Below are 17,957 nucleotides of genomic sequence, written 5' to 3'. Positions count from 1 at the left end.
CGCACCCACGATGAATAACAACAGGACGCAAGGCTCTCTCGGCATCATTGTTATCAGGTTTAACTTCAGGAAAAGTAAGAAAAGTAAACCAATCATGCCAATAACGTCGAAAGCGATTAGATAACAATTGGGAATCACTTGCCCATCCCGTGGGCGGCGGATTATCCAGAACCTCTTGAAGTTGAGCTTCTACTAGGGGTCGCTGTTGTTGTAAAGCTTCTAAGCTCAGTTTGCCTTGATGATAATCTCGATGGGATTGACGAGCTTGCTCTAGAATAGGAAAAACTCTCTGAGCAAAAAGTTTATTTTCAGAAAAGTGGGAAGTTTCCAAGGCCTTCAATTCCCGCCCAATATGAGCCAGACATTTCTGTTTATGCTGGGCATTTTGGCGATGGTAAGCCCCCCAACAGTCCGTACTGAGAAGCCCATGAAAATCTTTACCTAATAGGGAATGAACCTCATCGGAACTCCGGCTGGGAGCCAGAAACAAAACACAAACAGAGGAGGAAGTAGCCACCCACATCCAATAGTTAACCCCATTGACGCGATAGCTGGTTTCGTCCACACAACGGACTCCAGGCTCCTGTATGTAAGTCCACCACTGTTCATAACTAGGATACAAGCTTTCGCAAAACCATCGGTGCATTTTAGCTAAACTCCCTTGAGACAGAGGAATGCCAAAGACCGTTTCTACCAAGTATCGTTGTTTTAGCCAAGTCAAATTTCCCCCATATCCCAGCCATCCCACTAAGCTGGATAAGGTTGCACCGTAGCTAAAATCTTCACGACATCCCAAAGGAAGTGGGGCATAACCTTCCCAATCACATTTTGAGCATTGATACTTTTCCCTAACATATTCCCTTACCTCTACTGGTTTACTGACTAATTCAGCTATTTGATTTTTTTTGATGATAGTCTCCTTTTGCTTTTCCACTGACGCACCACATTTTGGGCATTTTTCCATCCTTAAATCTACTATTTCATCTACCCGACCAAACCCGTTTCTGGTTTTACCCACATGGTCGTACTTTGGACCTCTTTTTTTTCCTTTTTGACCGAAGGTTTTGGCGACTTTCTTTTTGTAACCGTCACTGCTTGGGGGCTGAGAGCTATTTTCACTCGTTCTTTGGTTAAGCTTTTTCAGCTTTTCTTTCAACTTTTCTATCTCTTTCTTTAACTCTACCAATTCTTTTCTCAGCTTTTCGTTCTCTTCTTTTTCTTTCTGATAATCTTCATACCAATCTTTTGCCACTTCTTTTTGCCATGGCATTTTCACTTCTTCTTGGTTTAAGTCTGGAACTGGGTCTAGTTTTTTCATAGTCTCCCTATTCTAACCTATCTCTTTAACCGCCTTTCCTTTCTTCATTATTCTTTACTTTTTTCATTTGCTTCTCATTCTCAATAATTTCCTTCTTTATTGCGGTGACTAATTACAAAGCGATTTGTCTACATCTGGGCAAAATATAGTCTAGAAGATAAAAAAGATGAGCAAAAAAGAGAGGAATTTAGAAAGAAAGTTGAAGAGTACAAGAAGCTTTTGAAAGAAAAGCCAGAATCAATCCAGATATGGTTTTGGGATGAAAGTGGCTTCAGCTTAAGAGTAATACGGAGAAAACATTGGACAAAAAAAGGAAAGCGTAAAAAAGTGAGGGGAGATAGAAGAAAAGGAAGAGTCAATGTAATGGGTGGTATTAGATATACTGACAAAAAACGGTGGGTTGATTTGATTCCCACTGGTAGCTCTCAGAACTTCAAGAGTGTATTATTAAAATTTTACAAAGACATACAAAGAGAATGGATAGAACAAGGAAATAAAAAAGAAGACTTTGAAAAGAATGGTCCGAAGATTGTGATTATTTTAGATAATGCGAGCTTCCACAAAAAGCAAGAAATTCTAGACGAGAGCACGGAAGAAATGCCAAACATTATTTTGGAGTTTTTACCCCCCTATAGTCCCGATTATAATTTAATGGAATTGGTATGGCATTCAGCAAAAGAATATATTGCAAATAAATTATTCAAATCAATTGAAGAATTAGAATCTCTCATCCATAAACTTCTTAATGAAGGTGGATTGACAATATGTTGGGGACGTAAAATCAAAAACAAGGGCTCAAGTATTATTGCAAGTTAAACTGATGACAGCTTACGCAATGTCTTTGGGTCTTCATCTGCTTCCCTGTTGATTTTTTCGATTTGTTCAAAAATAGCTTCCGTTTCTGCTATCTTTTTTTCGGTTTGCTTTTTAATACTCTTTTTAAGCTATACCCCAAATCATTCAATTTTCTTCTGATTGTTTCCGATAATGGTAGTTCTTCCTCTTGATAACCTGATTGTACAATCAGTTGCCTACGCACCTCTTCACTTGTTATTCTCGTATATAATCGCGTACTTTTAAAACTTGGGTCTGTTTGACTTTTCGGCTCCACTATCGACTTTATATCTTCTAAGATATTCGGTAATTTTGTTTCTTTTTTTTTGCGCCCACTACGGCTGCGACCATCTATGAATGCTTGACCACTCGTTAATTCTTCTGTTCCTTTGCGGATTGTTCGTCTATTCCACCCTAATTCGCGTTCTGCGAAGGTTTGTCCCCCTATTCCCAAACCCTTGTACAACCTGTGCCATGAATTGTCTCCTGTCGCTACCTTTTAGTTTTTTGGCTGTTTCGATGTACAGCGATTTTAGGTCTTCACTGATTTCCGGTACTGATTTTTTCAGCATACAATTTACCTTTTTGTTAAAACTGTCTTTTGCTATTCTATCGGATCATTTATTTTATGGCTATCTCTTAGGGAGTCCGTTAACTTCAGAGCTTTACTCCCCGCTATTTTTGTTCAGTCTATTGGGGCCACCTCAGATTGCCCAACAGATAGTAGAGCGAGGAGGAGATTATGTTCTGGCACTAAAAGGCAATCAAGGTAATCTATGTGAGGATGTTGAGCAATTATTCGCTCATGCTCAAGCGATTAATTTTGTGGGAATTAAGCATGATTTCCATCAAACAATAGACAAGGGACATGGACGGATTGAAATTCGCCGTTGCTGGACGATGGAACAAACAGAATTTTTGCTGGGTGGGGAAAAATGGGCAAAGTTGACGAGCATCTGTATGATTCAAGCGGAGAGACGATTAAAGGGCAAAACAGAGTATGAGACCCGCTATATCAGTAGCCTGCCGAGTAATGCTCAAAAATTATCCCAATCTGTTCGTAGTCATTGGTTGATAGAAAACTCTTTACATTGGGTTCTAGACTTGGCCTTCAATGAGGATGCTTGTCGCATTCGTAAGGATTTTGCTCCTGAGAATTTAGCCGTCTTACGCCATATCGCTCTTAACTTGCTCACAAAGGAAAATACTCTGAAACTTGGTATCAAGAATCAACGGCTACGCGCTGGTTGGGACGAGAACTATCTCCTTAAGGTGTTACTCGGATAAGATGCGTTTGCCCTGCATCAACTCCCCTTCTCTTTGCTTTTTAACAGTAAACTCGATAATATAAAGTCGAAATATAATGTTTTTAGTTAAACTTTCATTTTGAGTCAGACCTCAGTGTTTTCTACACAACCACAACCAAAACTGAATCTTTCAGCATCTTGGGGAGAAAGCACAGACACCAGAGATGCCACTCAAGAAATGCGACTGAAAACCGTTGAGTTGCTACGGATCGTAGTTGGTACTAAGGGTTGCTTTTTCTGGGAATTCCATCCTAATCATACGCTCCGTCTCTATGGTTTTAATTTTCCTTCATCACCACCAGAGCAATTATTAATTTTTTGTCAAAATATTATTGAATCCAAACAACCCTTATTCAGTCAAGGGATTCTTCTCGGCTGTAATCAGCAGGATCACAGTCAAGCTTTTGTCCTTAATGAAGCAATTTCCCAACATTATTCCCATCTTTTCCTGCCATGTCTTTATCAGCAGCAGTACTTAGGGGGAATTTATCTTCATTCTTCGGACGATAATGATTTTGGGGAAGAAAGAGACATTAAGTTACTAAGAAAACTTGTTGAACAATACGCTTGCAGTCAGCATTGGATCCATCATTTTCTGGCCAATGAATATCCACTCCAGTTGCGGGGAGATTTGCTAGAAATGATTACCCAGACCCTCAATATCAATCTTGATATACCCGCCATTGTCGTTAAGATTTTAGGGTTAATTGGTAAATACTTTGAGGTAGATTATACTGCTCTATTAGATCAAGAAAAGCCCGATCAGGTTTTGGGAGAATGGTACAATGAGTCAGGCTGTGCCATTAATTCCATGCTCAACTTGCCTATTGTGGTTAGAGAAGAATTGGTCGCCAATTTGGTCTTAAAAACGTCCCATTCTAATCGCAATTTTACGCCTCAAGAAATTCAACTATTAGAACAGATCTGTGGAAGATTGGCTTTACTTTATCAAACCCTTAAGTGTCACCGAAAACTGCAAGAATTAACCCTTCATCAGGAAACGATAGAAGCTTTTCACCAGAGCAATAGCGAAACTCTGTCTCATATTCACCATGAGCTACGAACACCTCTCACAGGAATTTTAGGATTTTCCCGAATGCTACGGGAGGAACTTTATGGCCCTCTCAATGAGAAGCAAAAGCAGTATATCCAAGGGATTGTCAATTCAGGAGAACATTTATTATCTTTAGTGAATGATTTTTTGGATCTCTCTAAATTAGACGCCCATCGCGAGGAGCTATTTTTAGAAATGGTGGCAGTAGAGGATATTTGTCTTTCCTCTTTATCGATTGTGCAAAGCAAGGCGAGGGAACAGGGTATAGATCTCAATTTGGAGATTGCTCAGGATGTGGATGTTTGTATGACCGACCAAAAACGTCTAAAACAGATTCTCCTCAATTTACTATCCAATGCGATTAAATTTACTGAGCGCGGCTCTGTTACTCTTAAGGTAGAACGATATTCTAATAAGTTAACCTTTTCGGTGATTGATACTGGTATCGGCATTAAGCCAGAGGATCAATTACTGTTATTTCAACCCTTTAAACAAATTTATAACTCCCTAAGCCGTAAACAGAAGGGAACGGGGCTAGGGTTGGCCGTTTCTAAAAAGTTAGCTCAATTACATGGAGGCGATATTACGTTAGTGTCAGAGGAAGGGAAGGGTAGTTGTTTTATCTTACATCTACCGATTTAGTCACAATCAGGAGTTTGATAACCAAATGCTCAGGGAACGCTTACAACAATTGCAATCCATTTTTCGGGAGATGGACTGTGCCTTAATTGCCTATTCGGGCGGGGTGGATAGTGCTTTAGTAGCCAAGGTGGCCTACGATGTGCTGGGCGATCGCGCCCTGGCGGTGACAGCTATTTCTCCGTCATTGTTACCAGAGGAATTAGAGGAAGCCAATGATCAGGCGGAATGGATCGGCATTGCCCAGGAATGGGTAGAAACTCAGGAAATGCTGAATCCTAACTATACTAGCAATCCCGTGAATCGTTGCTATTTTTGCAAAAGTGAACTGCATGATACCCTTAAACCCTTAGCCCTAGAGCGGGGTTATCCCTATGTGATCGATGGCGTTAATGGCGATGATTTACAGGACTATCGACCAGGCATTCAGGCGGCCCAGGAACGGGGAGTGCGATCGCCGTTGGCCGAAATTGGGTTAAGTAAATTAGAAGTGCGAGAGTTATCTCAATTATTAGGTTTGCCTTGGTGGGATAAACCGGCCCAACCCTGTCTCAGTTCTCGTTTTCCCTATGGCGAGGAAATTAACCTGATTAAACTACAACGGGTCGGACGGGCAGAAATTTATCTGAGAACCTTGGGCTATCGACAGTTGCGGGTGCGGTCAGAAGGCGATACCGCCAGAATTGAATTACCTTCCGAACAAATTCAAGCCTTTGTCCAACAAACGGAGCTTAGCCAGGTGGTGCAGAAATTTCAGGAGCTTGGCTTCTTATATGTCACGTTAGATCTAGAAGGTTATCGGAGCGGCAAATTAAACCGTATTCTGCAAGGTACTGTATAATATTTACTTATTCATCATTAGGCTTCATACGAATGACAGAGTTCCCATTTATTTGGGTATGATAAGTAAAGTTTCTGTATTAGAGAGAAAGTTAAACCGCCATTCTTGCCTCTCAATCGGCTAATTTCCCCAAAATACTCAACCAACAGAGCCATATTGTCGATTGGTCTTTAGAATTGCTGTCTTTAGGACTGTTTTAGCCGACTAACCTCCCATGGTAACAGAAATTGCAATACAAAAATCCTCTAATGTTCGGGGCTTTAGGGGACTCTAAAACGATTATTGCCATAGATTCATATCTTGATTCGGTGATATCCGTCTTTTTTGCCCCGCAATTTCTAAATGTCTTCATCCTCACCCAAGCGATCAAAATTCCCCAACATCCCTCTAAGCTGGGTGTTGATCCTTCCTTTTGTGGTGCAAATTGTGGGAGCTGTCGGTTTAGTCGGTTATTTTTCCTATCGTAGTGGTCAAAAGGCGGTAGAACATTTAGCGAATGACTTAATGGCAGAGATCGGCGATCGCGTTAATCAACATTTGGATACCTATCTCGGCAATGCCCAAAAAATTAACCAGATGAATCTGGAAGCCGTCCAAGCCGGAGTTTTAGACCTGAATAATTTTTCCGCCCTGGGTAAATATTTTTATCGTCAGAAAAAGTCCTTTGATTTTGCCTATGTGAATTTTGGGAGTCCCGATGGGGGGTTTATTGGATCCGGAAATGGGGAAAATAATATCTTAGAAATTGCCGAAATTTCCCGTTCTAACCCGAATGTCCTGCGATCTTATGCCGTTAACCAAACCGGCGATCGCCAAAAATTATTAGGAACCGAAGCGAATCCTCAAACCAATAATCGAGCCTGGTATCTGGATGCGGTCAAAACAGGTAAACCGATCTGGAGTAATGTTTATACCTGGGCAGACTTACCCGATCACATCAGCCTTTCCGCTAGTACCCCCGTCTATAATGCCCAAAAACAATTGCAGGGGGTATTAGGCATTGATTTGGAACTTTCCCAAATTAGCTATTTTTTGCAAACCCTCAATCGTCATACCTCAGGAAAAATCTTTATTCTGGAGCGATCGGGATTAATGATTGCTAGTTCAGACAAAGATGCCTCTATTTCCCTCGTCAACGGTAAGGCCCAACGACAATCAGCCTTAACTAGCCCAAACCCGATCATTCGTGATCTGACCCAGGGTTTAATCCAAAAATTTGGCAGTTTAAAAACCATTCCTGCTTCAGCCTTTACTAGCTCACAACTTTTGCGATTGCCTGAATTGCCCCATTTTTGGGTTAGAATCAGCCCCTATCAAGATCGGTATGGCTTAGATTGGCTCGTCGTGACAGTGGTTCCCGAAGCCCATTTTATGAAAGAGATCCAATCCAATCGAGAACGAACTCTTTTACTCTCTGGACTCACCCTAGTCGCGACTACCCTAATAGGAGTGGTAACAGCCCGTTGGATTACGCACCCGATTCAACGATTGAGCCGAGCGAGTCAAGCGTTAGCCCAGGGAGATTGGCAAAAACCTTTACCAGAAGATAGTGCGATCGCGGAATTAAAGAGTTTATCGGTCTCGTTTAATCAGATGTCGGCTCAAATGCGTCGATCCTTTGAGGAGGTAGAAAACGCGCTGCAAGATTCTAGGGCAATGTATCAAAAGGTAGTGCAAACTCAAGCAGACTTTGTTCTACGCTCTTCGCCTGATACCACCATTACCTTTGCCAATGAAGCGTTATGTAAGGCTTTAGGGCGGCCTTTAGAAGAGGTTATAGGACTGAAATGGATCGATTTTGCTGATGCCAACGATTTAGAATCCATACATCACCAATTATTAACCTTAACGCCTGCTCATCCTAGCTTTATTGCCGAAAATCGAGATCTTAGGACTGATGGACAGATCGGTTGGACGCAGTGGATGAACCAGGGGATTTTTAATGAGCAAGGGCAATTAATCGAAATTCAGTCAGCGGGCCGAGATATTACAACCCTTAAACAAATTGAGCAGGAACTTCGAGCCTCAGAAGAACGCTTTCAAAAAATTGCCGACTCTTCTCCTGGGGTTATCTATATTTTGATTCAGGGAGTGGATGGCTCCATGCGATTTGAGTATCTCAATTCAGCTGTTGTCAATATTCACGAAATTAGTGTAGAAGCTGCTCTCGCCGATGCCAATCTTTGTTTACAACAAATTCATCCTGATGATGTAGCCAGCTATCAACAAACGATTATTGATTATCTCGCTAATGTTAGTGATTATGTAGATAATAAATTACCCCTTAACAATGAATTGCGTTTTATTACACCCAGTGGGCAGGTGAAATGGCTACAAATTAATTGTCGCCCTGAATATCGAGATAACGGTGAACTTGCTTGGTATGGCATTGTTCTCGATATTAGCGATCGCAAATATGCAGAAATTCAACTCAGGGAAAGTCAACGATTTATTGAACAAATTACTGAAGCAACCCCGACTCTTCTATATATTTATGACCATATTGAAGAGCGGAATGTTTATGCCAATCGTTCGGTAGCAGAAGTTTTGGGCTATTCCTCTACCGAAATCCAAGCAATGGGAGCAGATTTATTTAACATCATTAGCCATCCTGACGATCTGCCCAAACTTTATGATGCTTTGCAAAAAATTCGGAATTTAAAGCACGATGAAGTCGTTGAATTAGATTATCGAGTTAGGGATGCTCAGGGTGAATGGCATTGGTTATTAAGTCGGTATCTTGTCTTCTCTCGCACGGAGGAAGGTCGGGTATGGCAAACCCTGGGAACGGCCCAGGATATTAGCGATCGCAAACGAGCAGAGATGGAAACTGCGAAAATGCAGAACTTTTTGAATTCGATCATTGAAAATATTCCTAACATGGTTTTTGTTAAAGATGCAGAAACATTGAGATTTCTTCGTCTGAATACAGCCGGAGAAAAGCTATTGGGTTACTCTAGAGAAGAATTACTAGGAAAAAATGACTTTGATTTCTTTCCACCAGAAGAAGCTACCTTTTTTAATGCAAAGGATAAAGAAGTTTTAGCCCAAACGAGTATTGTTGATATTCCTCAAGAAACGATTCAGACGAAACATCAAGGCATCCGCATTTTACACACTAAAAAAATTCCAATTTTAGATGAATCTGGACAACCTCAATATTTGCTAGGGATTTCTGAAGATATTACGGAGCAGATGGAATCGGAATATCGTTTAAGGCAAATTGCTCGTCATCTGCCAGGTGTGATTTATCAATTTAGAATGCGGGTAGATGGGTCATTCCATTTTCCCTATGCAAGTGAAGGTATTCAACTCATCTATGGTGTTACTCCTCAGGAAGTTCAAGAAGATGCCACGCCAGTTTTAAGTGTACTTCATCCTGATGATCTAGAGCGTGTTTATCAATCTATTTTAGACTCGGCGGCTAATCTTGCCCCCTGGCATTGTGAATATCGAGTTCGTTTTGATGATGGTCGAGTTATTTGGGTTATCGGTTACGCAACTCCTCAACGCATACTAGATGGCAGCACTGTTTGGTATGGCTACATTAAAGATATTAGCGATCACAAACAGGCTGAAATCGCGCTACGGGAATCGGAGGAAAAGTTTTCCACCATCTTTCAAACCAGTCCGGATCCTGTTTGGATTGCCCATTTAGAATCAGGGCGTTTAATTGATATAAATACCAGTCTGTGTCAACTTTTAGGGAAAACGAGGCAAGAAATCCTTGGTCACACCTGTATCGAACTCAGTATCTGGGACAATTTGGAGAATTTGCATCGTTTGAAACAACAATTAATTCAGCAAGGAATTGTACAAAACTTTGAAATTATTATTCGGACGGCGACAGAGGAAAGAAAGACCGTTTTAATTTCTGCGGCTTTAACTTGGCTAAACGGAGATGATTGTGTGATCAGTATGATGAAGGATATCAGCGATCGCAAAGAGGCAGAAATTTTGTTGATTGCAGCCAAAGAACAGGCCGAAGCCGCCGAAGCAAAATTGAAAAAAACTCAAATTAAGCTTGTACGAAGCAACCAAGTATTGCTCAAATTAATTAATAAAGATCCTTTAACTAAGATCGCTAATCGCCGTTGCTTTAATATTCACATTCGACAGGAATGGAAAAGACTTTATCGAGAACAGCACCCCTTATCACTGCTCCTATTTGATGTGGATTACTTTAAGTACTATAATGATTTATATGGTCATCCCAAAGGAGATACTTGTCTGATTAAGATTGCTCAGACTGTCCGTAATACCTTAAAACGTCCGGCGGATCTGGTTGCTCGTGTGGGCGGGGAAGAATTTTGCGTTATTTTGCCCAACACTGACTTAGCCGGTGCGAGCACTGTTGCCGAAAAAATCCATCTGGCGATTAAAACCTTAGCGATTCCCCACCAAGGTTCAAAACTGGAGGATTCTGATATTAGAGTTGTTACGATTAGTTTAGGCATTCGCACTCAAATTCCGACCCCAGAAAGTTCCATTAAGCTCTTGATTGAGGAAGCAGATCAGGCATTATTAGAAGCGAAAAGACTAGGACGGAATCAGTCAGTCATTTTTTCAACCCACATCCGTACTTAAAAACTAAGGACAAAGAAAATAATAAAAACTCTTATGACAACAGATAATATCTTGCTGTAAATTTTTCGTTGATGATATCTTCTGATCTAATGGCGGAAGTCTTACCGTGCCGTGACCAAGGATAAGCTCAAGGATAAGCTGTACTCTAAACGGCTCTATTTCCATCGCGATCGCTGATCAGTTTAACCAGTAGAGACGCGATCGCGGTTAAATAATTTAAGTTAGTTAGTTTTAAAGTCAATGCCCTCATAAACTTCTAACAAAGAAATTTCACAGGAAATTGATGTCAGGTTTATAAAATCTTCTGAGTTATTATATTCACTAAAAATCCATTGCTTAAAATTAGATTTTGAATAATGTTCAATATGTTGGCTGTATTGATCAATCAATAGGTATTCTTGAAAACTAGAAATAGTGCGGTAGGCTGCAAATTTTTCATCTTTATCATAACTTTTAGTAGATTGAGAAAGCACTTCTGCAATAAAAATAGGATTTATAACCGTATCTTTTCGACCTGTTTGCAATTGAATTGGGCGTTGAATTACCATCACATCAGGATAAGTATAAAGTTTTCTTTCTGGAATCCACAGTCTTTGATCGGCGATAAAAATACTATAGGGTTTTCCTCTCAGGTTAATTCTGAGTATGGCATTAAGAATACTCGCAATTTCATTATGTTCTGGAGTGCCGCCCGTCATAGGAATAATTTCTCCGTTAATATATTCATGTCTTGTCTCCGAGGCAATCTCGATCGCCAGATATTCTTCGGGAGTATAAGCAATTTTTGTCTGGGCTTGCATAAGTTTACACCTTTTTTTAATAAGGTTGGTTTAATTTTATTATAGTCAAGATAAGAGCGATCGCAAACTTCTCTATTTCCATCGCGATCGCTGATCAGTTTAACCAGTAGAGACGCGATCGCCCTGCCATATTTTCCCATGATCGCCCATAAATCATCTAATAGAAAAGCGATGCTAATTGATTTTTTTGTAAAGTCTGGTTAGAATACTTGCGGAATCAAAATTTGATCTTGAGTTAGATTATTAGAAATCACAAAGCATAATGCTTCTTGCTACAATATTTTTACACAGTTCAACTCAGGTGCAATATGTCCCTAATGAACGCCCCAGCGAAATTCCAAGCGGCCTCTCCCCCTCTACGTTGGGATGAAGCGGGAGGTATCCGTATAGGTTCGAGCCGAGTGACTTTAGATAGTTTACTCGCCACATACCACAATGGCTCCACTCCTGAAGAAATCGCTATTCAATTTTCAGTTCTGAGTTTAGAAGACATATACAGTGCGATCGCTTATTATCTGAGCCATCGTCAGGAAATTGACAATTATTTAGAGCAGCGCAATCAAAAAGCTCAACAACTCAGACAACAACTTACCCAAAAACACAACTTAGTCGATCTGAGGCAACGCTTGCTTACTCGTCAGTCACAAAAAGAATCGGGACAAAATGCGCCTTCTAAGTGACGAAAATTTTAACGGAGCAATATTGCGTGGTCTAATGAGACGTTTGCCTGAACTGGATTTAGTTCGTGTCCAAGACGTAGGCTGATACATACTAAAGATCCAGTTATTTTGGAATGGGCGGCTAACGATCGCCCTATCGTCCTTCCCCATGATCGCTGATCAGTTTAACCAGTAGAGAGGCGATCGCCATTTATTCTCTTAAAATTGTTAATAAACTTCATCGTGAGTACCAATATTCAGCAAAAGGATTGACGAAGAGTGATTTTCCGAATCTTCTATAAACCTAAATAAAATTCTGTAGTTATAATCAATAGAACATGACCAAATATCACTCAATTCTCCCATTAACTTATGGGTTCTTAAGCTAGGATGAAAAGCATCTTCAGTTAGTTTTTGTAAGGTTTTAGCAACTAAAGAGCGTAAGTGAGGATTTTTACGAACAAGACGTTTAAAAGCCCTCAAAGATTTGGGAGTCCAGCCAATTTCTCTCAATTATCTAACTCCTCTAAAAAATCGCTGACAGAACCAAACTTAACTTGACCTAATTCATATTCAGTTTGAACTTCTTTAACTTCTGTAATAAGCTGTTGACGTTGACGTAAGTTAAAACGATGATTTAGAGTCTCAATTAATTCTCTTTGATCCTCTACAGACAAAGCTTCTACCGCTTCCAATGCTTGTTGATATAGGGAAATTTGTGTTGCAGCCATCTGTTTTTTTGTTTCAATTTTGCGTAAACCACTAAACAATCAAAATTATAACATAACTCTAACAACACTTTTTAGTACAATGTTATGGGTGCGATCGCTGATCAGTTTAACCAGTAGAGACGCGATCGCCAACAAATTCACTCAAAGGTAAAAATGACTACTATTTCAATTTCTCTACCCGATGAATTAGTTTATTATCTCGACCAAAAAGTTGAAGATAAAAACTTATTAATCATCTCAATCTTGCAACAATGGCAACGACAACAAGAAGATCAAGAACTAGCTCAAGCTTGTTCAATTATAGATGAATTAGATTTAGGATGGACAGAAGAATGCCAAACCGCAGCGATTATGGACTCAGAAGTATCTGGCTTGTAAGCTTTGATCCTATATTAATCGTTAAACCTTTTCAATGGGTTGGTTCTCTAACATATACTTTCTTAAAACGTGATTAATTAAGGTTTGATACCCTCGCGGAACTTGGGCTTTATACCAAGCCAAAACATCAGGCTCTAAGCGAATTGTTACAGGAACTTTAACCGCCGCAAAATTAACTCTCGCATCCTGCCAAAATGCTTCATCAGTTGCAGGAATATCGGCATAATCAATCTCGGAGTCTTGCATCAGACCAAGAATCTTCAATTGTTCCTCTCTCGATATAGCCATAGTAAATCCTCCTTTCTTGAGCATTAGCTCGCCTAACAGAAATTAAGCGTATCTTTTGATCTCTTTGGGTATAGACAGCTAACAAAACAAACTGATCGAATAAGCCTAAAGCAAGAAAACGATCTTCACCATAGTCTTTTCGATTATCGCGCTTACTGAGCCAAATTCCCGCAAAGATTTCTTTAGCAAACTCAAAATCAATGCCGTGCTTTTCAATATTCGCTTGATTTTTCTTGGCATTCCACTCAAAATCCATAATCCTAAAATTAACTTATTGACATACATAATGTCAATACATAAGGCGATCGCCGTCTCCCCTGACTTACCCTGAACCGCCCCTGTCCGTAACAGCAGTGATAGAATAGATTGTTACGTTACTTAAAAAATAGCAAACTGAACAGGGAGTCGTCCCCAGTCAGAACCGTAAACGCCTAAACCGTCTAAAATTCCTATGTTTAAAGCACTATTTGGTGATCCCAACGCTCGCAAACTCAAGAAATTCCAGCCCTACGTTGCCGAAGTAAACGTGCTAGAAGAGGATATTGCGGTATTGAGTGACGATGAACTCAAGCAAAAAACCGTCGCTTTTCGGGAGGCACTGGAAAAAGCTAAAACCAATGAGGAAACCGAGGAAATTTTAGATGAAATTCTCCCCGAAGCCTTTGCTGTAGTCCGAGAGGCAGGCAAGCGGGTGCTAGGAATGCGCCATTTTGATGTGCAATTACTTGGTGGCATCATTCTCCACAAAGGCCAGATCGCGGAAATGAAGACGGGGGAAGGGAAAACTCTGGTGGCAACCCTACCGGCCTATTTGAATGGATTAACGGGCAAAGGGGTTCATGTGGTCACGGTTAACGATTACCTGGCGCGACGAGATGCGGAATGGATGGGGCAAATTCATCGTTTTCTCGGTTTAAGCGTTGGACTAGTGCAATCGGGCATGACTCCTGAAGAACGGAAGAAAAACTATGCCTGTGATGTCACCTATACAACCAATAGTGAACTAGGTTTTGACTATTTGCGCGACAATATGGCCACGACGATGGTAGAAGTGGTACAGCGTCCCTTTAATTTTTGTGTGATTGACGAGGTGGATTCGATTTTAATTGATGAAGCGCGAACCCCGTTAATTATTTCGGGTCAAGTGGAACGACCGACGGAAAAGTATATGGAAGCCTCCGCGATCGCTGCCCAACTCATTAAGGATGAACATTATGACGTGGATGAAAAACAACGCAATGTGCTCATGACTGATGAAGGTTTTGAAAAAGCAGAACAATTACTCAATACTAAGGACTTATTTGATAAGGATGATCCCTGGGCCCATTATATTTTCAATGCAGTTAAAGCTAAGGAATTATTTCTCAAAGATGTTAACTATATCGTCCGTGATGATGAAGTGGTCATTGTGGATGAATTTACAGGACGGATTATGATGGGTCGTCGTTGGAGTGATGGACTGCACCAGGCGATTGAAGCCAAAGAACGGGTAGAAATTCAACGGGAAAGTCAAACGTTAGCAACCATTACCTATCAAAATTTCTTTCTGCTTTATCCCAAATTATCCGGTATGACGGGAACCGCTAAAACCGAAGAAACGGAATTAGAAAAAGTTTACAATTTGCAGGTGACAATCACCCCCACTAATCGCCCTTCTCGTCGTCAGGATTGGCCCGATGTGGTCTATAAAAATGAAGAGGCAAAATGGAAGGCGATCGCCCTGGAATGCGAAGAATTACATCAACAAGGTCGCCCGATTTTGGTGGGAACAACCAGTGTGGAAAAATCGGAAGTCATTTCCCGTTTATTGGCAGACATGAAAATTCCCCACAATATCCTTAATGCGCGTCCAGAGAATGTGGAACGGGAATCAGAAATTATTGCCCAGGCCGGTCGCAAGGGGGCTGTCACCATTGCCACCAACATGGCGGGTCGAGGAACGGACATTATTCTCGGCGGTAACTCGGACTATATGGCCCGCTTGAAAGTCCGCGAGTATTTTATGCCCCAAATTGTCCAGCCTGAAGATAGTTCGTTAACCACTGCTGGTATAGGTTTTGGGGGTCGGGAGCGTCCCCAGGGTTTTGGGGCAACGGGCAAGAAAAAGACCTGGCAAGTATCAGCAGAAATTTTCCCCACTCAGATTTCCAAAGAGGCGGAGATCGTGCTGAAGGAAGCGGTTAAGGTAGCCGTTAGTGAGTACGGCTTGCAAAGTTTAACGGAATTAGAAGCTGAGGATAAATTGGCGATCGCTTCAGAAAAGGCTCCCACAAAAGACTTGGTGATTCAAAAGCTACGGGAAGCCTACAATCTCATCCGCAAGGAATACGAAAAATTTACCAGTAAGGAACACTCTGAAGTTGTTGAGTTGGGTGGCTTGCACGTCATTGGTACAGAGCGTCATGAATCCCGTCGTATTGACAACCAGTTGCGGGGTCGGGCGGGACGGCAAGGTGATCCTGGTTCTACCCGTTTCTTCCTGAGTTTAGGTGACAATTTACTGCGTATTTTTGGCGGCGATCGCGTAGCCGGTTTAATGGAAGCTTTTCGAGTGGAAGAGGATATGCCCATCGAATCAAGAATGTTGACTGGTTCTTTGGAAAATGCTCAGAAAAAAGTAGAAACCTATTATTACGATATTCGGAAACAGGTTTTCGAGTATGACGAAGTAATGAACAATCAACGGAAAGCCATTTATGCGGAACGTCGTCGTGTCTTAGAAGGCTTTGATCTTAAAGAGCAGGTGTTAGTTTATGCCGAAAAAACAATGGATGAAATTGTGGATGCCTACGTTAATATGGAATTACCACCTGAAGAGTGGGATTTGGAAAATATGCTTAACAAAGCCAAGGAATTTATCTATCTTTTGGAAGATGTGACGGTGGAAGATATGGGCGACATGACGGTTCCCGAAATGAAAATTTTCTTCCATGAAGAAGTTCGTAAAGCCTACGATCTCAAAGAACATCAAGTTGATCAAGTTCGTCCTGGACTGATGCGAGAAGCCGAACGCTTTTTTATTCTGCAACAAATTGATAATCTCTGGCGCGAACATTTGCAATCAATGGAAGCTTTACGGGAATCGATTGGCTTACGGGGTTATGGTCAAAAAGATCCCTTAATTGAATACAAGCAGGAGGGTTATGAAATGTTCCTAGAGATGATGATTGATATTCGTCGCAATGTCGTCTATTCTCTCTTCCAGTTTCAGCCTCAGCCCCAGCCTCAGGCAGTTTAGTTGATCTTTTCTCCTGTGACAGAGACCTGGTAGATCTGTGGATCGGTTTTCTGGATCGTAGTTATTGCCGCGATCGCAGACTGACCTATCTGACTTTTCCCGTTAAGTGCGGATTGCAAGCTGCCAGCCTTGGCAAAGGTCATGCAACTTCAACCAACCGCGCCAAAGGACTTGGATACCGAGAGGAGTTTTACGACGATGTTCAAGATAACCACCAAGAAAAGCAACAGACTCGACAGCCCAAGCAACAGTCAAAATAGGGGGAAGTTTTTGAGAGGCGGCTGCTTTTAACACCTGAAGTTGAAGAGGATTAAGAATTTCAATCGCGAGAGCATCGGGCTGGGTACGATGAAGATAAGTAACGTGTAAAAGTTCAACAGCAATGACACTTAAAAAACCCAAAAGAGTTTTCATTCCATCAGAGGCAAGTCGATAACGCTCACTCTGACAACCAGACTTAAGGACTTTATGAAATTCTTCAACCCGCCATCGGTAGGTGTACCAACGAAGAATAGTGACAGCCATCTCAATAGTCTCAACAACTTCTGTAGTCAGAAGCATCCAAGATAAAGGAGTTTCGCCTTCGGGACAATCGATTTCTGTCGCATAAACAGCATAGACATTCAACGGGTCACGATTATCGAAACGATAGGGAGTTCGTAGATTAACTGAGCAAAATCGGACGGCAAGCTTAACCTTCCGTGCTTTTCTTTTTCCTGTACTCGGAATCTCGATTTCTTGATGAAAACGAATCGGTTCTGATTCCAAATGTTGCCAAAGTCGTTCACTATTTTTGTCTAAACTACGATTATGAGACGCTCTGACCAGCACTCCTGTATGCTTGAGTTGACGCACTGAGTCAAAGACTTCTGAAACATCTCCTTCTCTGTCAAATACATGAATTACCCTCGTTGAACTTTCTACCTGTTTCTCACAGGTGTTTAGAGCCTCTACCCATTTGTAGGATTCTTTTTCCTCAAATGGTCTTTGACGAGCTGCTTTTCTTTGTTCTTTCTGTCTTTCTTTTTTCTGCTTCGCCGTTTCATCTGTTGGGGGCTTTTCTTTTACCTCCCTATTCCACAGTTTTTGCCATAATAAACCTAATACTTGTCCTTTTTCTGGCTCAATTGCTAAAGCACTATGCAGTATTAATCCATTCCCTCCTTTTCCAGTCGGCCCATACCCTTCCCTTTTTTCCTTGATATTGCGATAATCTAAGAAGGTCGTATCTCCGACTGATAGCATTATCTTATATTCTTCTACGGCGGCAGTTGTCATTTCAC

At 41.2% G+C, this 17,957-nt stretch carries 13 protein-coding genes and 3 pseudogenes; 8 read left to right on the top strand and 8 right to left on the bottom strand.

Features of this window, described 5'->3' with window-relative positions:
* Window positions 1-7: 7 nt before the first annotated feature.
* Window positions 8-1,240 (bottom strand): annotated as a pseudogene (locus KA717_17530) (IS66 family transposase).
* A 171-nt stretch (window positions 1,241-1,411) separates the two neighbouring features.
* Between KA717_17530 and KA717_17525 the strand changes: the two are divergent.
* Window positions 1,412-2,134 (top strand): annotated as a pseudogene (locus KA717_17525) (IS630 family transposase).
* A gap of 5 nt (window positions 2,135-2,139) precedes the next feature.
* Here the strand turns inward: KA717_17525 and KA717_17520 are convergent.
* Window positions 2,140-2,724: pseudogene (locus KA717_17520) on the bottom strand (ISAzo13 family transposase).
* A gap of 121 nt (window positions 2,725-2,845) precedes the next feature.
* Between KA717_17520 and KA717_17515 the strand changes: the two are divergent.
* The 4 genes from KA717_17515 (at window position 2,846) to KA717_17500 (ending at window position 10,580) form a co-directional block, all read left to right on the top strand.
* A complete protein-coding gene (locus KA717_17515) occupies window positions 2,846-3,439 on the top strand; it encodes an ISAs1 family transposase (GenBank protein ID UXE64151.1) in 594 nt (197 codons plus the stop codon).
* Between the two features lie 219 nt (window positions 3,440-3,658).
* Window positions 3,659-5,155, top strand: a complete 1,497-nt coding sequence (locus KA717_17510; GenBank protein UXE64150.1) for an ATP-binding protein — start codon at window positions 3,659-3,661, stop codon at window positions 5,153-5,155.
* A gap of 25 nt (window positions 5,156-5,180) precedes the next feature.
* A complete protein-coding gene (gene larE / locus KA717_17505; protein UXE64149.1) occupies window positions 5,181-5,993 on the top strand; it encodes an ATP-dependent sacrificial sulfur transferase LarE in 813 nt (270 codons plus the stop codon).
* A gap of 396 nt (window positions 5,994-6,389) precedes the next feature.
* Entirely contained in the window at window positions 6,390-10,580 is a 4,191-nt protein-coding gene (locus KA717_17500; GenBank protein ID UXE64148.1) for a PAS domain S-box protein, read from the top strand.
* Between the two features lie 221 nt (window positions 10,581-10,801).
* On the opposite strand, the gene KA717_17495 is transcribed toward KA717_17500, so the two are convergent.
* Window positions 10,802-11,380, bottom strand: a complete 579-nt coding sequence (locus KA717_17495; protein ID UXE64147.1) for a Uma2 family endonuclease — start codon at window positions 11,378-11,380, stop codon at window positions 10,802-10,804.
* Window positions 11,381-11,688: 308 nt separating this feature from the next.
* Between KA717_17495 and KA717_17490 the strand changes: the two genes are divergently transcribed.
* Complete coding sequence (locus KA717_17490; GenBank protein ID UXE64146.1) at window positions 11,689-12,060, top strand: DUF433 domain-containing protein; 372 nt, start codon at window positions 11,689-11,691, stop codon at window positions 12,058-12,060.
* A 207-nt stretch (window positions 12,061-12,267) separates the two neighbouring features.
* On the opposite strand, the gene KA717_17485 is transcribed toward KA717_17490, so the two are convergent.
* Together KA717_17485 and KA717_17480 are read right to left on the bottom strand one after the other, a co-directional pair.
* Complete coding sequence (locus KA717_17485; protein ID UXE64145.1) at window positions 12,268-12,552, bottom strand: type II toxin-antitoxin system mRNA interferase toxin, RelE/StbE family; 285 nt, start codon at window positions 12,550-12,552, stop codon at window positions 12,268-12,270.
* Window positions 12,549-12,770, bottom strand: coding sequence for a hypothetical protein (locus KA717_17480; protein ID UXE64144.1), 222 nt, complete (start codon window positions 12,768-12,770; stop codon window positions 12,549-12,551). Before KA717_17480 ends, KA717_17485 begins: the two co-directional genes overlap by 4 nt.
* A 153-nt stretch (window positions 12,771-12,923) precedes the next feature.
* Between KA717_17480 and KA717_17475 the strand changes: the two genes are divergently transcribed.
* Window positions 12,924-13,148, top strand: coding sequence for a hypothetical protein (locus tag KA717_17475; protein UXE64143.1), 225 nt, complete (start codon window positions 12,924-12,926; stop codon window positions 13,146-13,148).
* A gap of 21 nt (window positions 13,149-13,169) precedes the next feature.
* Here the strand turns inward: KA717_17475 and KA717_17470 are convergent, their stop codons facing one another.
* Window positions 13,170-13,394 carry a BrnA antitoxin family protein gene (locus KA717_17470; protein ID UXE64142.1) on the bottom strand — a complete coding sequence of 75 codons (225 nt, stop codon included), beginning with the start codon at window positions 13,392-13,394 and terminating at the stop codon, window positions 13,170-13,172.
* Window positions 13,375-13,692: a BrnT family toxin gene (locus KA717_17465; GenBank protein ID UXE64141.1), complete on the bottom strand. Its 318-nt coding sequence runs from the start codon at window positions 13,690-13,692 to the stop codon at window positions 13,375-13,377. Before KA717_17465 ends, KA717_17470 begins: the two co-directional genes overlap by 20 nt.
* 195 nt (window positions 13,693-13,887) lie before the next feature.
* Here KA717_17465 and secA point away from each other — a divergent pair, with 195 nt between their 5' ends.
* Window positions 13,888-16,674, top strand: coding sequence for a preprotein translocase subunit SecA (gene secA, locus KA717_17460; GenBank protein UXE64140.1), 2,787 nt, complete (start codon window positions 13,888-13,890; stop codon window positions 16,672-16,674).
* Between the two features lie 102 nt (window positions 16,675-16,776).
* On the opposite strand, the gene KA717_17455 is transcribed toward secA, so the two are convergent.
* Window positions 16,777-17,952: an IS4 family transposase gene (locus KA717_17455; protein UXE64139.1), complete on the bottom strand. Its 1,176-nt coding sequence runs from the start codon at window positions 17,950-17,952 to the stop codon at window positions 16,777-16,779.
* Window positions 17,953-17,957: the final 5 nt, after the last annotated feature.

The organism is Woronichinia naegeliana WA131, from assembly GCA_025370055.1.
GTDB classification, from domain to species: domain Bacteria; phylum Cyanobacteriota; class Cyanobacteriia; order Cyanobacteriales; family Microcystaceae; genus Woronichinia; species Woronichinia naegeliana.
Note: the sequence above shows the minus strand (reverse complement) of the source record. Positions and strands in the feature narration are given on the sequence as shown.

Excerpts from the sequence above, each read along its gene's own strand:
- larE (UXE64149.1), top strand. The coding sequence starts at position 5,181 with ATGCTCAGGGAACGCTTACAACAATTGCAATCCATTTTTCGGGAGATG.
- KA717_17495 (UXE64147.1), bottom strand. The coding sequence starts at position 11,380 with ATGCAAGCCCAGACAAAAATTGCTTATACTCCCGAAGAATATCTGGCG.
- KA717_17490 (UXE64146.1), top strand. The coding sequence starts at position 11,689 with ATGTCCCTAATGAACGCCCCAGCGAAATTCCAAGCGGCCTCTCCCCCT.
- KA717_17480 (UXE64144.1), bottom strand. The coding sequence starts at position 12,770 with ATGGCTGCAACACAAATTTCCCTATATCAACAAGCATTGGAAGCGGTA.
- KA717_17475 (UXE64143.1), top strand. The coding sequence starts at position 12,924 with ATGACTACTATTTCAATTTCTCTACCCGATGAATTAGTTTATTATCTC.
- KA717_17470 (UXE64142.1), bottom strand. The coding sequence starts at position 13,394 with ATGCAAGACTCCGAGATTGATTATGCCGATATTCCTGCAACTGATGAA.
- KA717_17465 (UXE64141.1), bottom strand. The coding sequence starts at position 13,692 with ATGGATTTTGAGTGGAATGCCAAGAAAAATCAAGCGAATATTGAAAAG.
- secA (UXE64140.1), top strand. The coding sequence starts at position 13,888 with ATGTTTAAAGCACTATTTGGTGATCCCAACGCTCGCAAACTCAAGAAA.
- KA717_17455 (UXE64139.1), bottom strand. The coding sequence starts at position 17,952 with ATGACAACTGCCGCCGTAGAAGAATATAAGATAATGCTATCAGTCGGA.